Origin of the sequence: Citrobacter sp. Cpo071, assembly GCF_030332765.1 — a bacterium.
GTDB lineage: Bacteria > Pseudomonadota > Gammaproteobacteria > Enterobacterales > Enterobacteriaceae > Citrobacter > Citrobacter portucalensis.
The window spans coordinates 1-14,797 of record NZ_JAOWHE010000066.1 but is presented as its reverse complement, the minus strand read 5'-3'; the positions used below and the strand labels follow the sequence as shown (position 1 = coordinate 14,797).

General features: G+C 54.6%; 18 protein-coding genes. All 18 read left to right on the top strand.

From position 1 onward, the window contains the following. The first annotated feature begins 5 nt into the window (after positions 1–5). Entirely contained in the window at positions 6–1,517 is a 1,512-nt protein-coding gene (locus OGY09_RS03695) for a phage portal protein (protein ID WP_191228866.1), read from the top strand. Then, the gene (locus OGY09_RS03690; protein WP_191225941.1) at positions 1,474–3,576 is read left to right on the top strand and encodes a ClpP-like prohead protease/major capsid protein fusion protein; all 2,103 of its coding nucleotides are present in this window, start codon (positions 1,474–1,476) and stop codon (positions 3,574–3,576) included. Before OGY09_RS03695 ends, OGY09_RS03690 begins: the two co-directional genes overlap by 44 nt. Before the next feature lie 72 nt (positions 3,577–3,648). Next, positions 3,649–3,984: a capsid cement protein gene (locus OGY09_RS03685; RefSeq protein ID WP_040230734.1), complete on the top strand. Its 336-nt coding sequence runs from the start codon at positions 3,649–3,651 to the stop codon at positions 3,982–3,984. After that, positions 3,984–4,340, top strand: a complete 357-nt coding sequence (locus OGY09_RS03680; protein ID WP_040230736.1) for a head-tail joining protein — start codon at positions 3,984–3,986, stop codon at positions 4,338–4,340. The genes OGY09_RS03685 and OGY09_RS03680 overlap by 1 nt, the downstream gene beginning before the upstream one ends. A gap of 1 nt (position 4,341) precedes the next feature. Continuing rightward, complete coding sequence (locus OGY09_RS03675) at positions 4,342–4,998, top strand: hypothetical protein (RefSeq protein ID WP_053389956.1); 657 nt, start codon at positions 4,342–4,344, stop codon at positions 4,996–4,998. 11 nt (positions 4,999–5,009) lie between these two features. Further along, the gene (locus tag OGY09_RS03670; protein ID WP_044711187.1) at positions 5,010–5,564 is read left to right on the top strand and encodes a hypothetical protein; all 555 of its coding nucleotides are present in this window, start codon (positions 5,010–5,012) and stop codon (positions 5,562–5,564) included. Beyond that, positions 5,557–6,174, top strand: coding sequence for a phage baseplate assembly protein V (locus tag OGY09_RS03665; protein ID WP_197385768.1), 618 nt, complete (start codon positions 5,557–5,559; stop codon positions 6,172–6,174). Before OGY09_RS03670 ends, OGY09_RS03665 begins: the two co-directional genes overlap by 8 nt. A 38-nt stretch (positions 6,175–6,212) precedes the next feature. Then, entirely contained in the window at positions 6,213–7,682 is a 1,470-nt protein-coding gene (locus OGY09_RS03660; RefSeq protein ID WP_275399228.1) for a phage tail sheath family protein, read from the top strand. After that, positions 7,679–8,185, top strand: a complete 507-nt coding sequence (locus OGY09_RS03655; protein ID WP_016150414.1) for a phage major tail tube protein — start codon at positions 7,679–7,681, stop codon at positions 8,183–8,185. The genes OGY09_RS03660 and OGY09_RS03655 overlap by 4 nt, the downstream gene beginning before the upstream one ends. 58 nt (positions 8,186–8,243) lie before the next feature. Beyond that, positions 8,244–8,543 carry a phage tail assembly protein gene (locus OGY09_RS03650; protein ID WP_044711180.1) on the top strand — a complete coding sequence of 100 codons (300 nt, stop codon included), beginning with the start codon at positions 8,244–8,246 and terminating at the stop codon, positions 8,541–8,543. A 102-nt stretch (positions 8,544–8,645) separates the two neighbouring features. Then, positions 8,646–10,469 (top strand): hypothetical protein, encoded by a 1,824-nt coding sequence (locus OGY09_RS03645; protein WP_213168499.1) that lies wholly within the window; start codon positions 8,646–8,648, stop codon positions 10,467–10,469. Further along, positions 10,466–10,936, top strand: a complete 471-nt coding sequence (locus OGY09_RS03640; RefSeq protein ID WP_106902759.1) for a phage tail protein — start codon at positions 10,466–10,468, stop codon at positions 10,934–10,936. The genes OGY09_RS03645 and OGY09_RS03640 overlap by 4 nt, the downstream gene beginning before the upstream one ends. Further along, entirely contained in the window at positions 10,911–11,126 is a 216-nt protein-coding gene (locus tag OGY09_RS03635; protein ID WP_016150410.1) for a tail protein X, read from the top strand. Before OGY09_RS03640 ends, OGY09_RS03635 begins: the two co-directional genes overlap by 26 nt. A 1-nt stretch (position 11,127) precedes the next feature. After that, positions 11,128–12,246 carry a contractile injection system protein, VgrG/Pvc8 family gene (locus OGY09_RS03630; protein WP_106902760.1) on the top strand — a complete coding sequence of 373 codons (1,119 nt, stop codon included), beginning with the start codon at positions 11,128–11,130 and terminating at the stop codon, positions 12,244–12,246. A gap of 39 nt (positions 12,247–12,285) precedes the next feature. Further along, a complete protein-coding gene (locus OGY09_RS03625; protein ID WP_032943848.1) occupies positions 12,286–12,639 on the top strand; it encodes a GPW/gp25 family protein in 354 nt (117 codons plus the stop codon). Further along, positions 12,623–13,543: a baseplate assembly protein gene (locus OGY09_RS03620; RefSeq protein ID WP_275399227.1), complete on the top strand. Its 921-nt coding sequence runs from the start codon at positions 12,623–12,625 to the stop codon at positions 13,541–13,543. The genes OGY09_RS03625 and OGY09_RS03620 overlap by 17 nt, the downstream gene beginning before the upstream one ends. After that, the gene (locus OGY09_RS03615) at positions 13,533–14,096 is read left to right on the top strand and encodes a phage tail protein I (RefSeq protein ID WP_275399226.1); all 564 of its coding nucleotides are present in this window, start codon (positions 13,533–13,535) and stop codon (positions 14,094–14,096) included. Before OGY09_RS03620 ends, OGY09_RS03615 begins: the two co-directional genes overlap by 11 nt. Beyond that, positions 14,089–14,797 (top strand): phage tail protein (locus OGY09_RS03610; protein ID WP_275399225.1); only part of this gene is annotated, 709 nt, incomplete at its 3' end. The genes OGY09_RS03615 and OGY09_RS03610, both read left to right, overlap by 8 nt.

Below are 14,797 nucleotides of genomic sequence, written 5' to 3'. Positions count from 1 at the left end.
AAATCATGGGATTTTTTGAAAAGGCACTGGGAGCAATATCGCCCGGGTGGGCGGCATCACGCGCACAAAACCGACTCAGACTCAGAGCCTATGAGGCAGCAAATCCGACTCGTCTGCATAAGGGGAAACGTGAATCCCGGTCAGCGGACACCGCTGTATTTGCAGCCGGTACTTCATTACGAGAGCAGGCCCGCTGGCTTGATGAAAACCATGATCTGGTGATTGGTCTTTTTGACAAGATGGAGGATCGGGTTATCGGTGCTCACGGGATCCACGTTGAACCGCAGCCGCTTGATCTTGAGGGTAATCTTCACTCTGAGTTTGCTGGTCAGTTATCCGCGCTCTGGGCGGAATGGTCGGTTCGTCCGGAAGTGACCGGGATGTTTACCCGTCCGGAAGCAGAGCGGCTTTTGTTACGTTCAGCACTGCGTGATGGTGAAGTGTTTACACAGATGGTGCGGGGAAATGTAGCCGGTTTGCAGCATTCAACCCAGGTACCGTTTTCTCTTGAACTGCTGGAGGCGGATTTTGTTCCGTTTAACCTGAACAGTACCTCCGGGCAGCAGATCCGCCAGGGGATTATTGTCAATGCCTGGGGGAGACCGACGGGCTACAGGGTTTATAAGAACCATCCTGCCAGTTTTGCCGGACTCAATGCTGATTTAAAAACTGTTTCGGCTGACAGCATGCTGCACCTGGCTATGCGTAAACGGCTTCACCAGTTAAGGGGGATCAGCCTCATTCATGGCGTGATCACCCGGCTCTCCGATATTAAGGATTATGAAGAGAGTGAGCGCGTGGCGGCACGTATTGCGGCGGCGCTGGGTTTCTATATCAAACGTGGGGATGCTCAGTCTCTTGATACAGAAACCGAGTTTTCAACACCAGGTGGACAGCGCCATTACGATATTGCGCCGGGGATGATTTATGACGAGCTAAAGCCAGGCGAGGATCTGGGGATGGTGGAGTCGAATCGCCCGAATGTTCATCTGTATGAGTTCAGGAACGGTCAGATGCGCGCTGTGGCGGCGGGGACACGTGGCAGTTATTCCAGCATCGCGCGGGATTACAACGGCACCTACAGTTCACAGCGGCAGGAGCTGGTAGAGAGTTTTGAAGGTTATAACGTGCTGCAGCAGTGGTTTGTTGGGCAGCAAAGCCGTCCTGTATACCGAAACTGGCTGGCAATGGCATTGCTCAGCGGCGTTACCATCCCCAATGATGTCGACAAAAAATCCCTTTACAACGCGCTCTATCTTGGGCCAGTCATGCCATGGATTGACCCGGGAAAAGAGGCTGCTGCCTGGAAGGCAATTGTCCGTGGAGGAGCAGGCACAGAAGCCGAATGGACGCGCGCACGTGGTCAGAATCCGCAAGAGGTGAAACGTCAGCGTCTCCGGGAAACCCAATTCAACCGAGAAAACGGGCTGGTGTTTGACTCAGACGCCGCCAACGATAAAGGAGTGCTCCCTGATGCAGCAAATGATAAGCCCGCCCCGTCGCGGGACGATGATTAATCCCCGTGCCAGTGTGGCTGGTATCGATGCCGCAAACGGTCAGTGCTGGTATGAGATTCGCGCACTGGCTGCAGGGCGTGTGGAAATATTTCTCTATGACGTGATCGGCGGCTGGGGGATTACTGCTCAGCAGTTCGTCTCCGACTGTAAGGAGGCCGGGGTGTTTGAGGCCAGCGCCGTCGATCTGCATATCCACAGCCCGGGCGGCGATGTGATGCAGGGATTTGCCATCTTTAACACCTTGTCCCGTCTGAAGGCGAAGCTGGATATCTGGGTGGACGGCGTGGCTGCCAGTATGGCTTCAATGATTGTCTGCCTGCCCGGTGCCACGGTGCATATGCCGGAAAACGCCTGGCTGATGGTACACAAGCCGTGGGGCGGGATCGCCGGGGATTCCGATGACATGCGTGATTACGCTGCCTGGCTTGATCGTAATGAAGCGCTGATGCTCAGTGCCTACATGAACAAGACCGGGCTGGGGCAGGAAGAACTGGAGGCGATGCTGAAAGCTGAAACCTGGCTTAATGGCGCGGAGGCGGTGGAAAAAGGTTTCGCTGACACGCTTGAACCAGAACTGCAGGCCGCGGCCTGTGTGAATCAAAATAAACTGAAGGATTACCAGAATATGCCAGAACAGATTAACAACCTTTTTGGGCCGCGTGCCGAAGCTCCAGTCAGTCAGCCGCAGCCCGCACAAAACCCGGCGCCGCAGGCCGCAAATAACCCACCGGCACAGCAACCCACCCAGCAACCGCTGGCAGGAAATATCGACATTACCGCGCTGGCCGCCCAGCTCCAGCAGCAGATGCAGGCGGCGAATACTGAACGAGTAAGCGCAGTTTCCGCTGTGTTTGATGCGTTTCCTGCTTTCGGCTCGCTGAAAGCAGAATGCATCACGGATATTTCCTGCTCAGCGGAACAGGCCCGCACCAAATTGCTCAATGCGCTGGCGGCAGGGACTACCCCGAGTGCCGGTCCGGGTGCAGTTCACATCCATGCGGGTAACGGGAATATTGTTGGTGATTCCATTCGTGCGGCGGTGATGAACCGTGCGGGTTATGCGCAGGCGGAAAAAGATAACGCCTACAACGGGTATACCCTGCGCGAACTGGCCCGCGCCTCGCTGGTGGATCGTGGTATCGGTATTTCTGGTGTCGGTACCGCACAGGCGATGGTTGGGCTGGCGTTCACCCATAGCAGCAGTGATTTCGGCAATATCCTGATGGATGTGGCGCATAAGGCGGCATTGCTTGGCTGGGATGAGGCCAGCGAAACATTCGAACAGTGGACCCGTAAAGGCACACTGACCGATTTCAAAACCGCACACCGCGTTGGCCTGGAGTCACTGGCATCGCTGCGTAAGGTTCGCGCCGGGGCGGAATATAAATATGTCACCATTAAAGATCGCGGTGAGCCGATTGCACTGGCCACCTATGGTGAGCTTTTCAGCATTGACCGCCAGACTATCATCAACGATGACCTGGATATGCTGACGCGTATCCCGCAGGCAATGGGGCTTGCTGCGCGAGCTACTGTAGGCGATCTGGTCTGGGCTGTACTGACCAGCAACCCGAAAATGTCGGACGGTAAGCCGTTGTTCCACGCCGATCATGGCAACCTTGTTGCAGCCGATCTGAGTATTGAAGGGCTGGATACTGCACGTAAGGCAATGCTGCTGCAAAAATCCGGCGATCGTCGTCTGAATATTCGTCCGGCCTACATGCTGACGCCAGTGGCAATTGAGTCACGGGCAAACCAGCTGATTAAGTCCGCCAGCGTACCTGGCGCAGACGCGAACAGCGGGATCGTTAACCCGATCCAGAACTTTGTGACAGTGGCTTCTGAGGCCCGCCTGGATGACAGCAGCCCGACGGATTTTTACCTGACTGCTGCGCAGGGGCGCGACACCATTGAAGTGGCCTATCTGGACGGTATCGACACGCCGTATCTGGAGCAGCAGCAGGGCTTTACTGTGGACGGTGCCGCATTCAAGGTGCGCATTGATGCGGGTGTGGCCCCGCTTGACTGGCGCGGGCTGGTTAAAGTCACCAAAAAATAACGACCGCCGCCTGGCGGTTTTTTTATCCCTGAAGGCGGCGCTGGTCGCCTTTTCCTTTTATGGAGAAAAAACATGGCGAATAACTATCAGCAGGACGGTACCACACTGGATTATCACAATGCGGGTGTTGATGCCGTTTCATCCGGTGCGCTGGTGGCGGTCGGCGGAATTGCCGGGGTGGCACACAGCGATATTCCTGCTGGCGAGTGGGGAACACTGCATATGGCCGGTGTTTTTGTGCTGCCTAAAGCGGCAGAAGAAATTGCGGCTGGCCAGAAACTGTATCTGGCTGGCGGCAAGCTGACGGTGGCAAAAGGCGATGATGCAACGCCAAACCCGGTTGTTGGTTCCGCCTGGGGAGCAGCTGAGGCGGATGATGCTGATGTTGCCGTCCGCCTGGGGTTCTGATGAGCCGGTTCCGGGAGCGTTTGGCTAAAGCAGATGCCCGGATTAACCGGGCGTTTGCCGAAGAAGTCCCTGCATGCCTGCAAACGGGTGAAGGCCCGCGTCTGGTGACCGTGATTTTTGAATCACCGGATGCGCTGTCGGGTGTACCGGGCGGCGGGGAAATTCAAAACCATTCCCCGGCGTTCAGTGCAATGACTGCGGATATTTCCGGTCTCGAAAAACATGACGGTGTGGTTATCAATACCATCCCTTACCGGGTGACACATATCGGCGCGGATGAAGAAGGGCGGACTCGCGTCACGCTGGCATATGGGGAACCCGGCAAAACACAGCCTCAGATCGATAAATGGAGCTGATATGGCGCGGGAGTCTCGACTGCGGCGGGATTTACCCGTCGATATTGATGTGGATGTTATCTGGCGAATTGCGGACAGTATCGGTGCGACGCAAAAACAGTTCCGTGCAGCATACTCGCGCGCGCTCAGACGTACTGCCGCCACGCTGCGAAAGAAAGCGATGGCGGATCTGAAAGACGGGCTGGCCCCACGCAGTATGGATCTGGTCCGGCGCCGTCTGCTGTCTTTTCGTCTGGACAGGGGATCACAACTGGATAATTTCCGGCTCTGGTTCGGGCTGAATGCCATTAAGGTGAAAGACCTTAAAGGACGAATCAACGGGCGGCTGCGACCGCACCATACCCGGCGTGACCGCAACACGGGGCGTTTTATAAAAGCGCGCCGCCAGGCAGAAAACGCCGGATTTTCCCCGAAAGGTAATCTGCTGAGCGAACGGTCGTTTGAAAACGGGGAGGTGTCCCGTTCAAAACGGGATAATCGCCGGACGGTGGTTATTCGCGATCCCCAGACCCGCCGGACACGCGAAGCAGAAATAGATATCTACGAACCGATGCTGAACTACATCGAGGACAACGCATTTGCGGAAGCGATGGAGATTTTTATGCATCACTTTGAAACCGACATTCGCGGGCGCGTAAAAGCCCGTATTTCTGTCTGAGGTAACGAACGATGGCCGAGCCACTGTTGCTGGGGCGGTATCACGATGCTGTGACTGACGCATTAAAAAAAATCGGATGGGTGCGTGATGCCGGTGCGTATCCGGAAAGAAATGTTCCCCGCTTTTCGGGCCTGACCACGCCCGCGGTGTATTTCTCGATTAACAGCTGGGAACAGGGTGGAGGTAATGAGGGGCAACTGAGCGTTAACTTAACCTGTGATCTCTTCGTGGTGGTGGATGCCGCCGGATCGGGTGTGAGTCAGCCTGAGATTTTTGTCAGAACCGCTGCGGCCGATATTACCCAGTGGATTGACGGGCAGCAGTTTGGTCTGGGCCATATTGAGCCTGCGGTATTCACCACGGCTGAACGTGATGAGTTTGATCCGCGAATGGATGATTATCTGGTCTGGCGTATTTCATTCACCCAGGCGGCTGCATTTGGTACTGACCCCTTTGCACACAATGGCATGCCCCTGCAGCAGGCCTGGCTGGGTGCTGCACCTGATACGGGCCGTAATCACGTGGATGACTATCAGCTTATCCAGGAGGCTCAGCCCGATGAGTGATATAGAAGGCGACCTGCAGCGCAGACTGGCGAACCTTGTCCGGCGCGGTGTTATTCATTCCGTCAGGCACGATCGCATCCCAAAATGCCGGGTGGATTTGGGGGATATCATTACGACCTGGCTGCCGTTGTGCCAGGGGTTTTCAGGAACTAACCGTGCTGATTCAAATCCTTATGCCGTGGGGGATGCGGTTACGGTCCTGTCCGAAGCCGGAGAACTCAACAACGGACGGGTGTTTCCCGGCTGGAACACAGGAAAGCTGCCGGTGCCGGAAGGAAGTGACAGCGAGCACATTACGCGTTACAGCGACGGGACCGAGATCCGTTATGACAGGAACGCGCATGCCCTGACGATTACGCTGGCTGATGGTGGAACTTACAAAATTGTCGGTAAAGGCACGCTGGATGGTCCGGTTGAAATTACCGATACCCTGACAGTTCATGGCAAAACCTGGATTAATGCTGACACGTCGGTTGCAGGGAATATCGGGGCGTCAAAGGAGATAACGGATAAATCCGGCAGCATGAGCAAGATACGTGAAGTCTTTAACAACCACGATCACCGCGGCGACAGCGGCGGGCTCACCGATAAACCTAATCAGAAAATGTGACCTGCTGCGGCAGGTTTTTTTATGCCTGGAGAAAAAACATGTCTCAGTTACATGGCGTTGAAACTATTGAACTCACCTCGGGTACGGTGGCGGTTACCACGATTCAGACCGCCATTATCGGCCTGGTGGGAACAGCACCTGATGCGTCGGGGGGAACAGCCGCATCGGGATCATCCGGTACACCCATTCTCGATAACGTTATCGAGTTCACTGCAACCATTAAGGGGCGGGAAGGCAATGTCATCAATGTCTCTGCGCTGGCCGGACAGCCGGCTGCCGAAAATCCTGCTGCGGTTGTGACGTCAGCAAGCTGGGATCCTGAATCGCTGACACTTAAAATCACGCTGGGTTGTGATGAGCATGGCGTTATCACGGCTAAACCCGGAGACGTTGCTGAGGCTGTCGGTGGTGTTGATGGCGCAAAAGTCAGTGCGAGCGGGCGCGGTGACGGGATTGTCCAGCCCTTCAGCCTGCAATTGGCGGGGGGTGAAGATGAACCCTTTCCACTCAATACGCCGGTGGCGGTCGTCGGCACCACGCTGTTATCCCGCCTGGGTGAAAAAGGTACGCTGAAACAGGCACTGACAGACATTAACGATCAGCGTAATGCGCTGACGGTGGTGGTGCGTGTGGCAGATGAAAACGATGTGGCAAAACGACGCGCTGCGGTACTGAAGGGGATCGGCACCCTGTCTTCAGCGAAATCTGTTACCACGTACCAGCCGCGTATTGTGATAGCGCCGGGATTCAGTGAGGACGATGCGGTTGGTAAGGGGCTGGAAACCGTGGCCGGGAAATTGCGCGCCGTTGCATATGTTGACTGCGCCTCCGGTGCGACGCTGCAGGAAGTGGTACAGCGTCGCCAGTCCTATGGCGCACGAACTGAACTGTTGCGCCCGCGGGTCCAGGCAAGCGATGCAGATGGCCAGCTGGTTTATCGGCCTTACTCTGCGTTTGCTGCCGGGTTACGCGCCCGCATCGACTTTGAAAAAGGCTGGTGGTGGAGCAAGTCGAACCAGGACATCAACAACATCCTCGGTGTTGAGCAGATCGATGAATTTATCCTCGGGGATGAGAACTGCGATGCAAACCTGCTCAACATGCAGAACGTGTCCACCATTATCCGCCGGGCGGGTTTTAAACACTGGGGGAACCGTCTGTGTGCAACCAATCCTCAGTGGCGTTTTGAATCTGTCCGCCGTACTGCTGATGTTATTGAGGACAGCATTCAGGAAACCATGCTGGAGTATGTTGACCGCCCACTGGACCGGGAAAATGCGGATGACATTATCGGCACCATCAATGCCTATATGCGGCAACTGGTCGGTCTTGGCGCCATATTCGGTGGGCGGGCCTGGCTGGATGAAGAACTGAACACCGCGGAAACCATGGCGTCGGGTGTCCTGTACATCAACTATGACTTTGGTCCGAAATCGCCGACTGAACTTATCAGCCTGCGCGTCCGGGTGAATAATAACTATGCGCTTGAGGAGATGCTTGCAGCATGAGCGATAAAAACACACTACGCGTCTGGACCTTCTTCCGGCAGGGGATCCGTATCCAGGGGGCGCATGAATTTACGCCGCCGTCTCTGGCTATTGTTAAAACGGATTTGCGTACCGGCGCACAGGATGCGCCCACCCCGGTTGATGACGGCATGGAAGCACTGACCTGTCAGGTTAAATTTTATGGGATAGATACGGATATGCTGGCCAGCTTTGGTTTTGTCAGCGGCAGCCGTTCACGCTTTACGGCTTATCAGGGCTATCTCGGTAACGGCACTGCGCGCGGTACGGTTGAGGAAATTGAGGGGTTTGTACAGACCGTCACACCAGATGCGCGCAGTAAGGACACGCTTTCCGAAAATGCCGTGACGGTTGATATTGCTGTCAGCTACTACCGTCAGTCACTGGACGGGCGCGAACTGTTCGCCATCGATACAGAGCGTTTCGCCCGCCGGGTAAATGGCGTTGATGTGCTTTCAGGCCTGGCTGCAAAAGTGCGTCTCTGATTTTACTGTTATCCCACCACTGTAACGGCCTGCGGGCCGTTTTTTTATGGAGCACCCTATGAGCTTTCCTGGCGAAACCCGCGTTATAAAACTGTATTCCCCCGTATCGCTTGATAGCGGGGTTGTGATCAATGAAGTCACCATGCGTGAACCGCTGGTTCGCGATCGCATCACTCATGCCAAAGACCGCGGCAACGAAGAAGAGAAAGAAGCCCGCATGATTGCGCTGCTGTGCAATCTCAGTGAACAGGATCTCTGGCTGATGACGGCGGCAGATTACTCACAGCTGACGGATGCCTTTAACGTTTTTATGCTCCCGCCCGCGAAGCGACCGAAGGCGGACTCCTCCGGGCAATAAGATTTCTGGGGCGGCGACTGCATTTTCCGATGACGGAATACCTCGATATGCCGTTCAGCACTTTCTCTGATTTTTTGACCGACGAACTGGAGACGATAAACCATGGGCGGAATAAGCCAGAACCTTAAGGCCGTCATTACCTTTGGCGGAAACCTGGATAATTCATGGAAACGATCTGCAGATGGTCTGCAAAAAAGCCTGAAAGATGTCGGAAAGCAGTCTGAACGACTGACAAAAGACCAGACCAGACTGGCAGCAGAAATCAAACGCGCCAAACTGGCCGGTGAAAGCCTGGGAGATTTGAAGCGCCGCTATACCGATGTTTCCAGGGAAATCCGCAAAACGGAGGCGGAACAGCAGAAACTGAATGTACAGATGCAAAAAGCACAGCGCATTCAGGCGTTCAAGGGTGCCGGTAAAGGTCTGTTCCGGCGAGGTCTGGGGATCGCCGGCCAGGTGGGCGGGATGTTTGGATCCGGGCTGGCTATTGGCGGTGGCGGTGTGGTGGCTTCAGCACTTGGCACACTGATAGCACCAGCCGCCACCAATGCTGAAACGGCAACCCGCACTAATGTCGCAAAAAGTTACGGCGTGGACGTGGCCACGTTTAATGCCTGGGATTCTCTGGCGAAGCAGTACGACATGAATGCGGAAAACATTGGCGATCTCTTTGAAGAGTATCTGCACAAATCCGGGGAGTATAAACAGAACGGTAAGCAGGGCTCACTGCAGGATGCGTTTGAAACGCTCGGTTTCAAAGCGGGGGATTTTGCCGGGCTCAGCGATATGGCGCAGTTCGACAAAATTGTTGAACGGGCGCTCAGCCTTCAGGACGAGTCAAAAGCCTCCTTCGCACTGGATTCTCTTTTTGGCGGGGAAGCGAGCAAACTGCTGATGCTTATCAAGCAGTCTGGCCGGAGCTACCGCGACCTGATGGACGAACAGCGGCGCTACAACCTTGTGACTAAAGAGGGGGCTGATGGGGCGGTTGCGGGTAATCAGGCTATCAATAATCTCCGCACTGTTTTCTCTTCTGCGGTCGCAGAAATTTCCGGGCAACTGGGAAATGAACTGGCGCCGGATATCCGTAACCTGACGAATGATCTTGCCGACTGGTTCAAAGGTGGCGGGATCAAGCGCATTGTGACTTTCCTGCGAAATGACCTTTATCCCGGTGTTCTGTCGTTCGGGCAGGGGGTGGTTTTTGTCGGCAAAATTATTTACGCGCTGGCTAAAAAACTGTCCTGGCTGCTTCCGGATGAACGAAATGACCAGCGCGATGTACTGAAAACACTGGCCGGTAATGGAATGAATATGGCTCGCCTCAGAGCTGAACAGACAGGCCAGGGAGAATGGTTTTCGCAGCAACTGGCAACTCATCCTGACCTGCCAGAACAAGTAAAAGAGTCATGGAACGATACCCGTGGATGGTTCGGTCCTGACAGCGACGATGAGGCGTTTAACAAATCGCTTGATAAATACCTGTCACCGGAAGGCGGCGATTCGCTTTTAAACTGGAATGCGGCGCTACAGCAAAACAAGGACCATGTAGCGCAAACCGTTAAAGAAGACCCGGAAGGCAGTGCCGGAGTCTGGGACAAATATCCAAACGATTCCCTTCTTCCCACCGGGAAGCAGGACCAACATGCTACTGCAACAGACAGATTACCTGCTGAGCCTGTGATTTTGAAAGACGAGAGTACGGGCGGTTACTGGGAAAGCCTGCTTCAGAAAATGGATGTACTGGATAAGCAGCCGCCATCACGGCAGATAACCGATAACCGCAAATTTGAATACCACTTCGAAATTAATGCCGCACCGGGACAGGATGAGAAAGCCATTGCCGATGAAGTGACCACGGTGACGAAAAACAATTCTGCCTTCAATGGTGATAACAGCCTTCTGGATGGGGGACTTGTCTGGTGAGTGAAATTATCCCGATATTTGAAGATTCCGGCCAGCGCGGTGCAGGCGCATTACGGGGTGGGCAGGAAGCCCGTGTGATGATGATGCTGGGGAGTTTCGCCTTTTCGATTGATACAGCGGCTTATCATCAGCTTACCCGTGAGGCCAACTGGCGCTGGAGTGAACAGGAACGCATCGGCAAACAGGACCTTCTTCAGTACACCGGAAAGCCGGGGCGTACTGTCAGGCTTGAAGGGCAGTCCCACGCCTTTTTCCGTAAAGGGGTGGATGGCGTGAATGATTTATTTGATCTTGCCGATCAAGCGAAACCCCAGCAGCTTGTCAGCGGAGAAGGCGATGTGCTGGGGTGGTGGGTGGTGACCGACTTTTCAGACACGACGAGTAAGTTTTTACCGGGTGGTGGTCACCGAAACAAAAACTGGACGATGACGCTAAAACACTATGCCGACGATCTATCAAACCCGTGACGGAGATGTACTGGATGCAATTTGTGCCGTGCATTACGGTACTGAAAATCTTTCAGACTCAGTGACTCAGGTTCTTGAGGCCAATCAGGGGCTGGCGGATCAGGGGGCTATGTATCCTTCCGGCCTGTATATCACACTGCCGGATCTGGTGACGCCCGTAGCGGAATCGCCATTCAGTTTATGGGATTGATATGGCAGATCAGACAGCGATGCCGGAATATGCGCCGGCCTTCAGCATTCAGGCCGAAGGGAAAGATATAACCCGGGTGCTGCAACAATGCCTGAGTGAACTGACCCTGACGGATTATGGTGGGGCAACAGCAAAAGCCGATGAACTGAAAATCAGCCTCATCTCTGAAACACTGGCACTACCTACCAAAGGCGCCCGGCTTCGGGTCGCTCTGGGATTCAATGATCAACTAATCGATAAAGGCTGGTTTGTTGTCAGTGGTGTCTCCAGCAGCGGCCCGCCGAGGCGTATTGAGCTTTATGCGACCGCCGCGCCGATGAACGCCCAGAAACAACCCGGAGATGTGACAAGCCAGAAAACCCGGAGCTGGGATAACCTTCGCCTTGCCGATATTGTCAAAACAGTGGCCACCGATAATGGGCTTATTCCCCGCGTGGCCGACGCGCTGAAAGATATTCGTATCAACCATATTGATCAGGTGGCGGAATCAGATGCCAACCTGCTCGCAAGGCTTGCGCGTGACTACAACGCAGTGAGTAAACCATCTGGAGGTTACTGGCTTTTTTTGCAACAGGGAGCCACGGCAACGGCTTCAGGGAAACAGACTGGCGGGATCACCATCACACCGGATGAAGTATCAAACTGGTCCTACAGTGAAGGTGAGCGGGGGAGTTCGACGGGGAAAGCTACGGGGAGCGGAGGAAAAGCCAAAGAGAAAATCGGTGTGCGTTATTACGACGAGGAGGACGGCACGACAAAGACCTCCTCCGTTGAACATGATGGCCCGGCGATGACCAATCCCTATACCCAGTCGGAGAAAAACACCGCCGAGCAACAGGCAAAATCCAGGAAAACACAGGCGAAGCGTAACGAGCAGAAAATGACGCTCACGGGGCCATGTCGCCCCAAACATGTTCCGCTGACAGCAGAAGCAAGTGTGTCGACTTCCGGTTTTGGCTCCCGTGAGGATCGGGCCTGGGTGGTTGAGTCTCTGGTATTTTCTCTGACGTCAGCGGGATTCAGCTACACCTATAACCTTGTCGTGGATATTCGTAAACCCGCAGCGGCTTCGAAAAAATCAGAAAAGCAGGACAAAAAAGGCCCGTCTTACTTCGGTTAACCCTTACGCCATCCGGCGACTCAGCAACGGAATTTAATCATGAACGGTGTAAACAATCGGACCGGAAAACGCCTGTCCGGCGTCGCCCATTTGCGCCAGTCCGTCAGCGACATTCTGACCACTCCCATCGGGAGCCGGGTTCTTGTCCGTGACTATGGCAGTGATCTGTTTTCGCTGGTGGATAACCCACGGGATGATTTGACCCGACTACAAATAATCGCTGCGTCTGCGACCGCACTGGCCCGGTGGGAGACGCGGCTGAAGGTAACACGTGTGCTTGTTTCCTTTCCTGAAGGGGAGTCCGGCTGTGTGCTGGATATCGAGGGGATCAACAAGGAAACCAATTTACCTGTCAGAACGGGAGACATAACGATTTATGGCAAGCAGCTATGACGTGATCAACCTGTCCGAACTGGACGTACCGGATGCCATTGTGGTGCCGGATGCGAATGAAATATTCACCCGGTGGCTGGCGCGCCTGCGGGAACTAGATAAGCAGTTTGATGCGCTGGTGGAATCCGATCCGACGTTTAAACAGGGGGAGGTGAATGCCTACCAGCTGACGCTGGCGTTCCAGCGGGTTAATGATGCCGTGCGGGCGGTATTTCTCGCGAGTGCAAAAGAGGCAGACCTTGATCAGATAGGTGCCGCATTCAACGTTAAACGGCAGATGATTAAGCCCGGCGATCCGCTTGCCATACCGCCTGTGGAGCCTGAACTGGAAGACGATGCAGCATTTCGCGAACGTATCCAGCTTTCATGGGCGCAACTGAATACAGCAGGCGCGCGTAACGCATACCGCTTTCATGCGAAGTCTGCCGATACGGATGTGCTGGATGCCGATGCCTATGGGCCGGAAACTCATAACCGGCCAGGCTACGTTGATGTTTATGTCCTGTCACGCACGGGGGATGGGACAGCGGGGCAGCCCCTGCTTGATAAGGTTAACAGCACACTGAATGCAGATGAAATCCGCCCGTTAACTGACTATGTGACGGTAAAAAGTGCCACGATTGCAAACTATGCCGTTACGGCGGAGCTGGAAATTCCGGAAGGACCGGACGCCAGTACAGTGCTGAATAATGCCATCGATGTTTTACGGTCATACACCATGCTTTCCCATCGGATTAAAACTGTCATCCCGCTGTCCGCCATTTATGCCGCGCTGCAGCAATCCGGTGTGGTACGGGTAAGGCTGATTTCTCCGGTAGCAGATCTGGAAGCGGAACCGGGTAAAGCGCCGTGGTGTACCGCCATTAATGTCACCCGCAGGGAGGTAAGCAGCAATGACGGCTAAGTTTCGATCTCTGCTTCCTCCTGGCGCATTTAATGAAGAGCGGGCGCAGGAGCAGGCCAGCGCTGAGCAAATCGCCACCCTCGATACCAACATGGTGCGCAAGTCCAAAAATCCTGACACCTGTCCGGCGCATCTTCTCCCCTGGCTGGCCTGGGAGCATGCCGTTGATTTCTGGGATGACGGCTGGACAGAGGCGCAGAAGCGACAGGTGATAAAAGATGCCGCTTATGTTCATCAGCACAGGGGAACGGCCGGGGCGGTACGCCGTTCTCTCGGGTCAGTAAACCTGCCCACGACCGTGGTTGAGTGGTGGGAAGACACCCCGCGCGCTGAACCTTACACCTTCCGGATCGAAGTACAGAGCAGTGAGGGGGTCAGTGACGCTCTCTATCATCAGATTCGCCAGCTTACCGAGCGGGCCAAAAACCTGCGCAGCTATCTGAGCAAAATCGATGTGATGGCGAATGTGGGTATGGACGGGGCTTTTTATATTTCGGGTGCGACAACAGCGCATATCGATGTGGACATTTTTGCCGGGGAATCTCATGGCTGATTACTACTCAATTATCACTAACCGGGGTAAGGAACTGGAGGCGGAGGCGCTGGCCAGTGGTCGCCTGATTGTACTGACTCACTTTGTGGTGGGGGACAGTAATGGCAAGCAGGTCAAACCCGATCCGGCACAAATCCGGTTAATCAATGAAACGTTCCGGGGAGATATCGCTGAGCTGGTGGTATCCCCGGAGCAGTCCACGCAGTTAATGGCGAAAATCGTTCTTCCGATCGGGGTTGGTGGATTCACCGTTCGTGAAGTCGGTTTAATGACTGACGCCGGAGAGCTTTACGCTGTGGCAAACTGCCCATCGATCGATAAGCCGGTTGGTGGTGTCAGCGTTAATATGCAGTTTCGCCTGGCGGTATCAGATACTTCAAATATCACGCTGAATGTTGCAACAGGCGACGGCTTATTCCTGCGCATTGACCAGAACCTGAAAGAGATAAAAGCGCGGGGCGCAGAAGAACAAAAAACATCGCGTGAATCCATTGGTGTCCTCGATGGCACGACACAGCAAAGAGGGCTGGTTCAACTTAACAGCGCGTTGAACAGCACCAGTGAAACGCAGGCTGCCACCCCTGCGGCAGTTAAGATCGTAATGGATAATGCGAATGCGCGACTGGCGAAAGACCGGAACGGCGCTGATATACCGAATGTCGCATTATTTCTACAAAACCTTGGTTTAGTAGAAACCATAA

Coding starts and splice junctions, on each gene's coding strand:
- OGY09_RS03695 (WP_191228866.1), top strand. CDS start 6: ATGGGATTTTTTGAAAAGGCACTGGGAGCAATATCGCCCGGGTGGGCG.
- OGY09_RS03690 (WP_191225941.1), top strand. CDS start 1,474: ATGCAGCAAATGATAAGCCCGCCCCGTCGCGGGACGATGATTAATCCC.
- OGY09_RS03685 (WP_040230734.1), top strand. CDS start 3,649: ATGGCGAATAACTATCAGCAGGACGGTACCACACTGGATTATCACAAT.
- OGY09_RS03680 (WP_040230736.1), top strand. CDS start 3,984: ATGAGCCGGTTCCGGGAGCGTTTGGCTAAAGCAGATGCCCGGATTAAC.
- OGY09_RS03675 (WP_053389956.1), top strand. CDS start 4,342: ATGGCGCGGGAGTCTCGACTGCGGCGGGATTTACCCGTCGATATTGAT.
- OGY09_RS03670 (WP_044711187.1), top strand. CDS start 5,010: ATGGCCGAGCCACTGTTGCTGGGGCGGTATCACGATGCTGTGACTGAC.
- OGY09_RS03665 (WP_197385768.1), top strand. CDS start 5,557: ATGAGTGATATAGAAGGCGACCTGCAGCGCAGACTGGCGAACCTTGTC.
- OGY09_RS03660 (WP_275399228.1), top strand. CDS start 6,213: ATGTCTCAGTTACATGGCGTTGAAACTATTGAACTCACCTCGGGTACG.
- OGY09_RS03655 (WP_016150414.1), top strand. CDS start 7,679: ATGAGCGATAAAAACACACTACGCGTCTGGACCTTCTTCCGGCAGGGG.
- OGY09_RS03650 (WP_044711180.1), top strand. CDS start 8,244: ATGAGCTTTCCTGGCGAAACCCGCGTTATAAAACTGTATTCCCCCGTA.
- OGY09_RS03645 (WP_213168499.1), top strand. CDS start 8,646: ATGGGCGGAATAAGCCAGAACCTTAAGGCCGTCATTACCTTTGGCGGA.
- OGY09_RS03635 (WP_016150410.1), top strand. CDS start 10,911: ATGCCGACGATCTATCAAACCCGTGACGGAGATGTACTGGATGCAATT.
- OGY09_RS03630 (WP_106902760.1), top strand. CDS start 11,128: ATGGCAGATCAGACAGCGATGCCGGAATATGCGCCGGCCTTCAGCATT.
- OGY09_RS03625 (WP_032943848.1), top strand. CDS start 12,286: ATGAACGGTGTAAACAATCGGACCGGAAAACGCCTGTCCGGCGTCGCC.
- OGY09_RS03620 (WP_275399227.1), top strand. CDS start 12,623: ATGGCAAGCAGCTATGACGTGATCAACCTGTCCGAACTGGACGTACCG.
- OGY09_RS03615 (WP_275399226.1), top strand. CDS start 13,533: ATGACGGCTAAGTTTCGATCTCTGCTTCCTCCTGGCGCATTTAATGAA.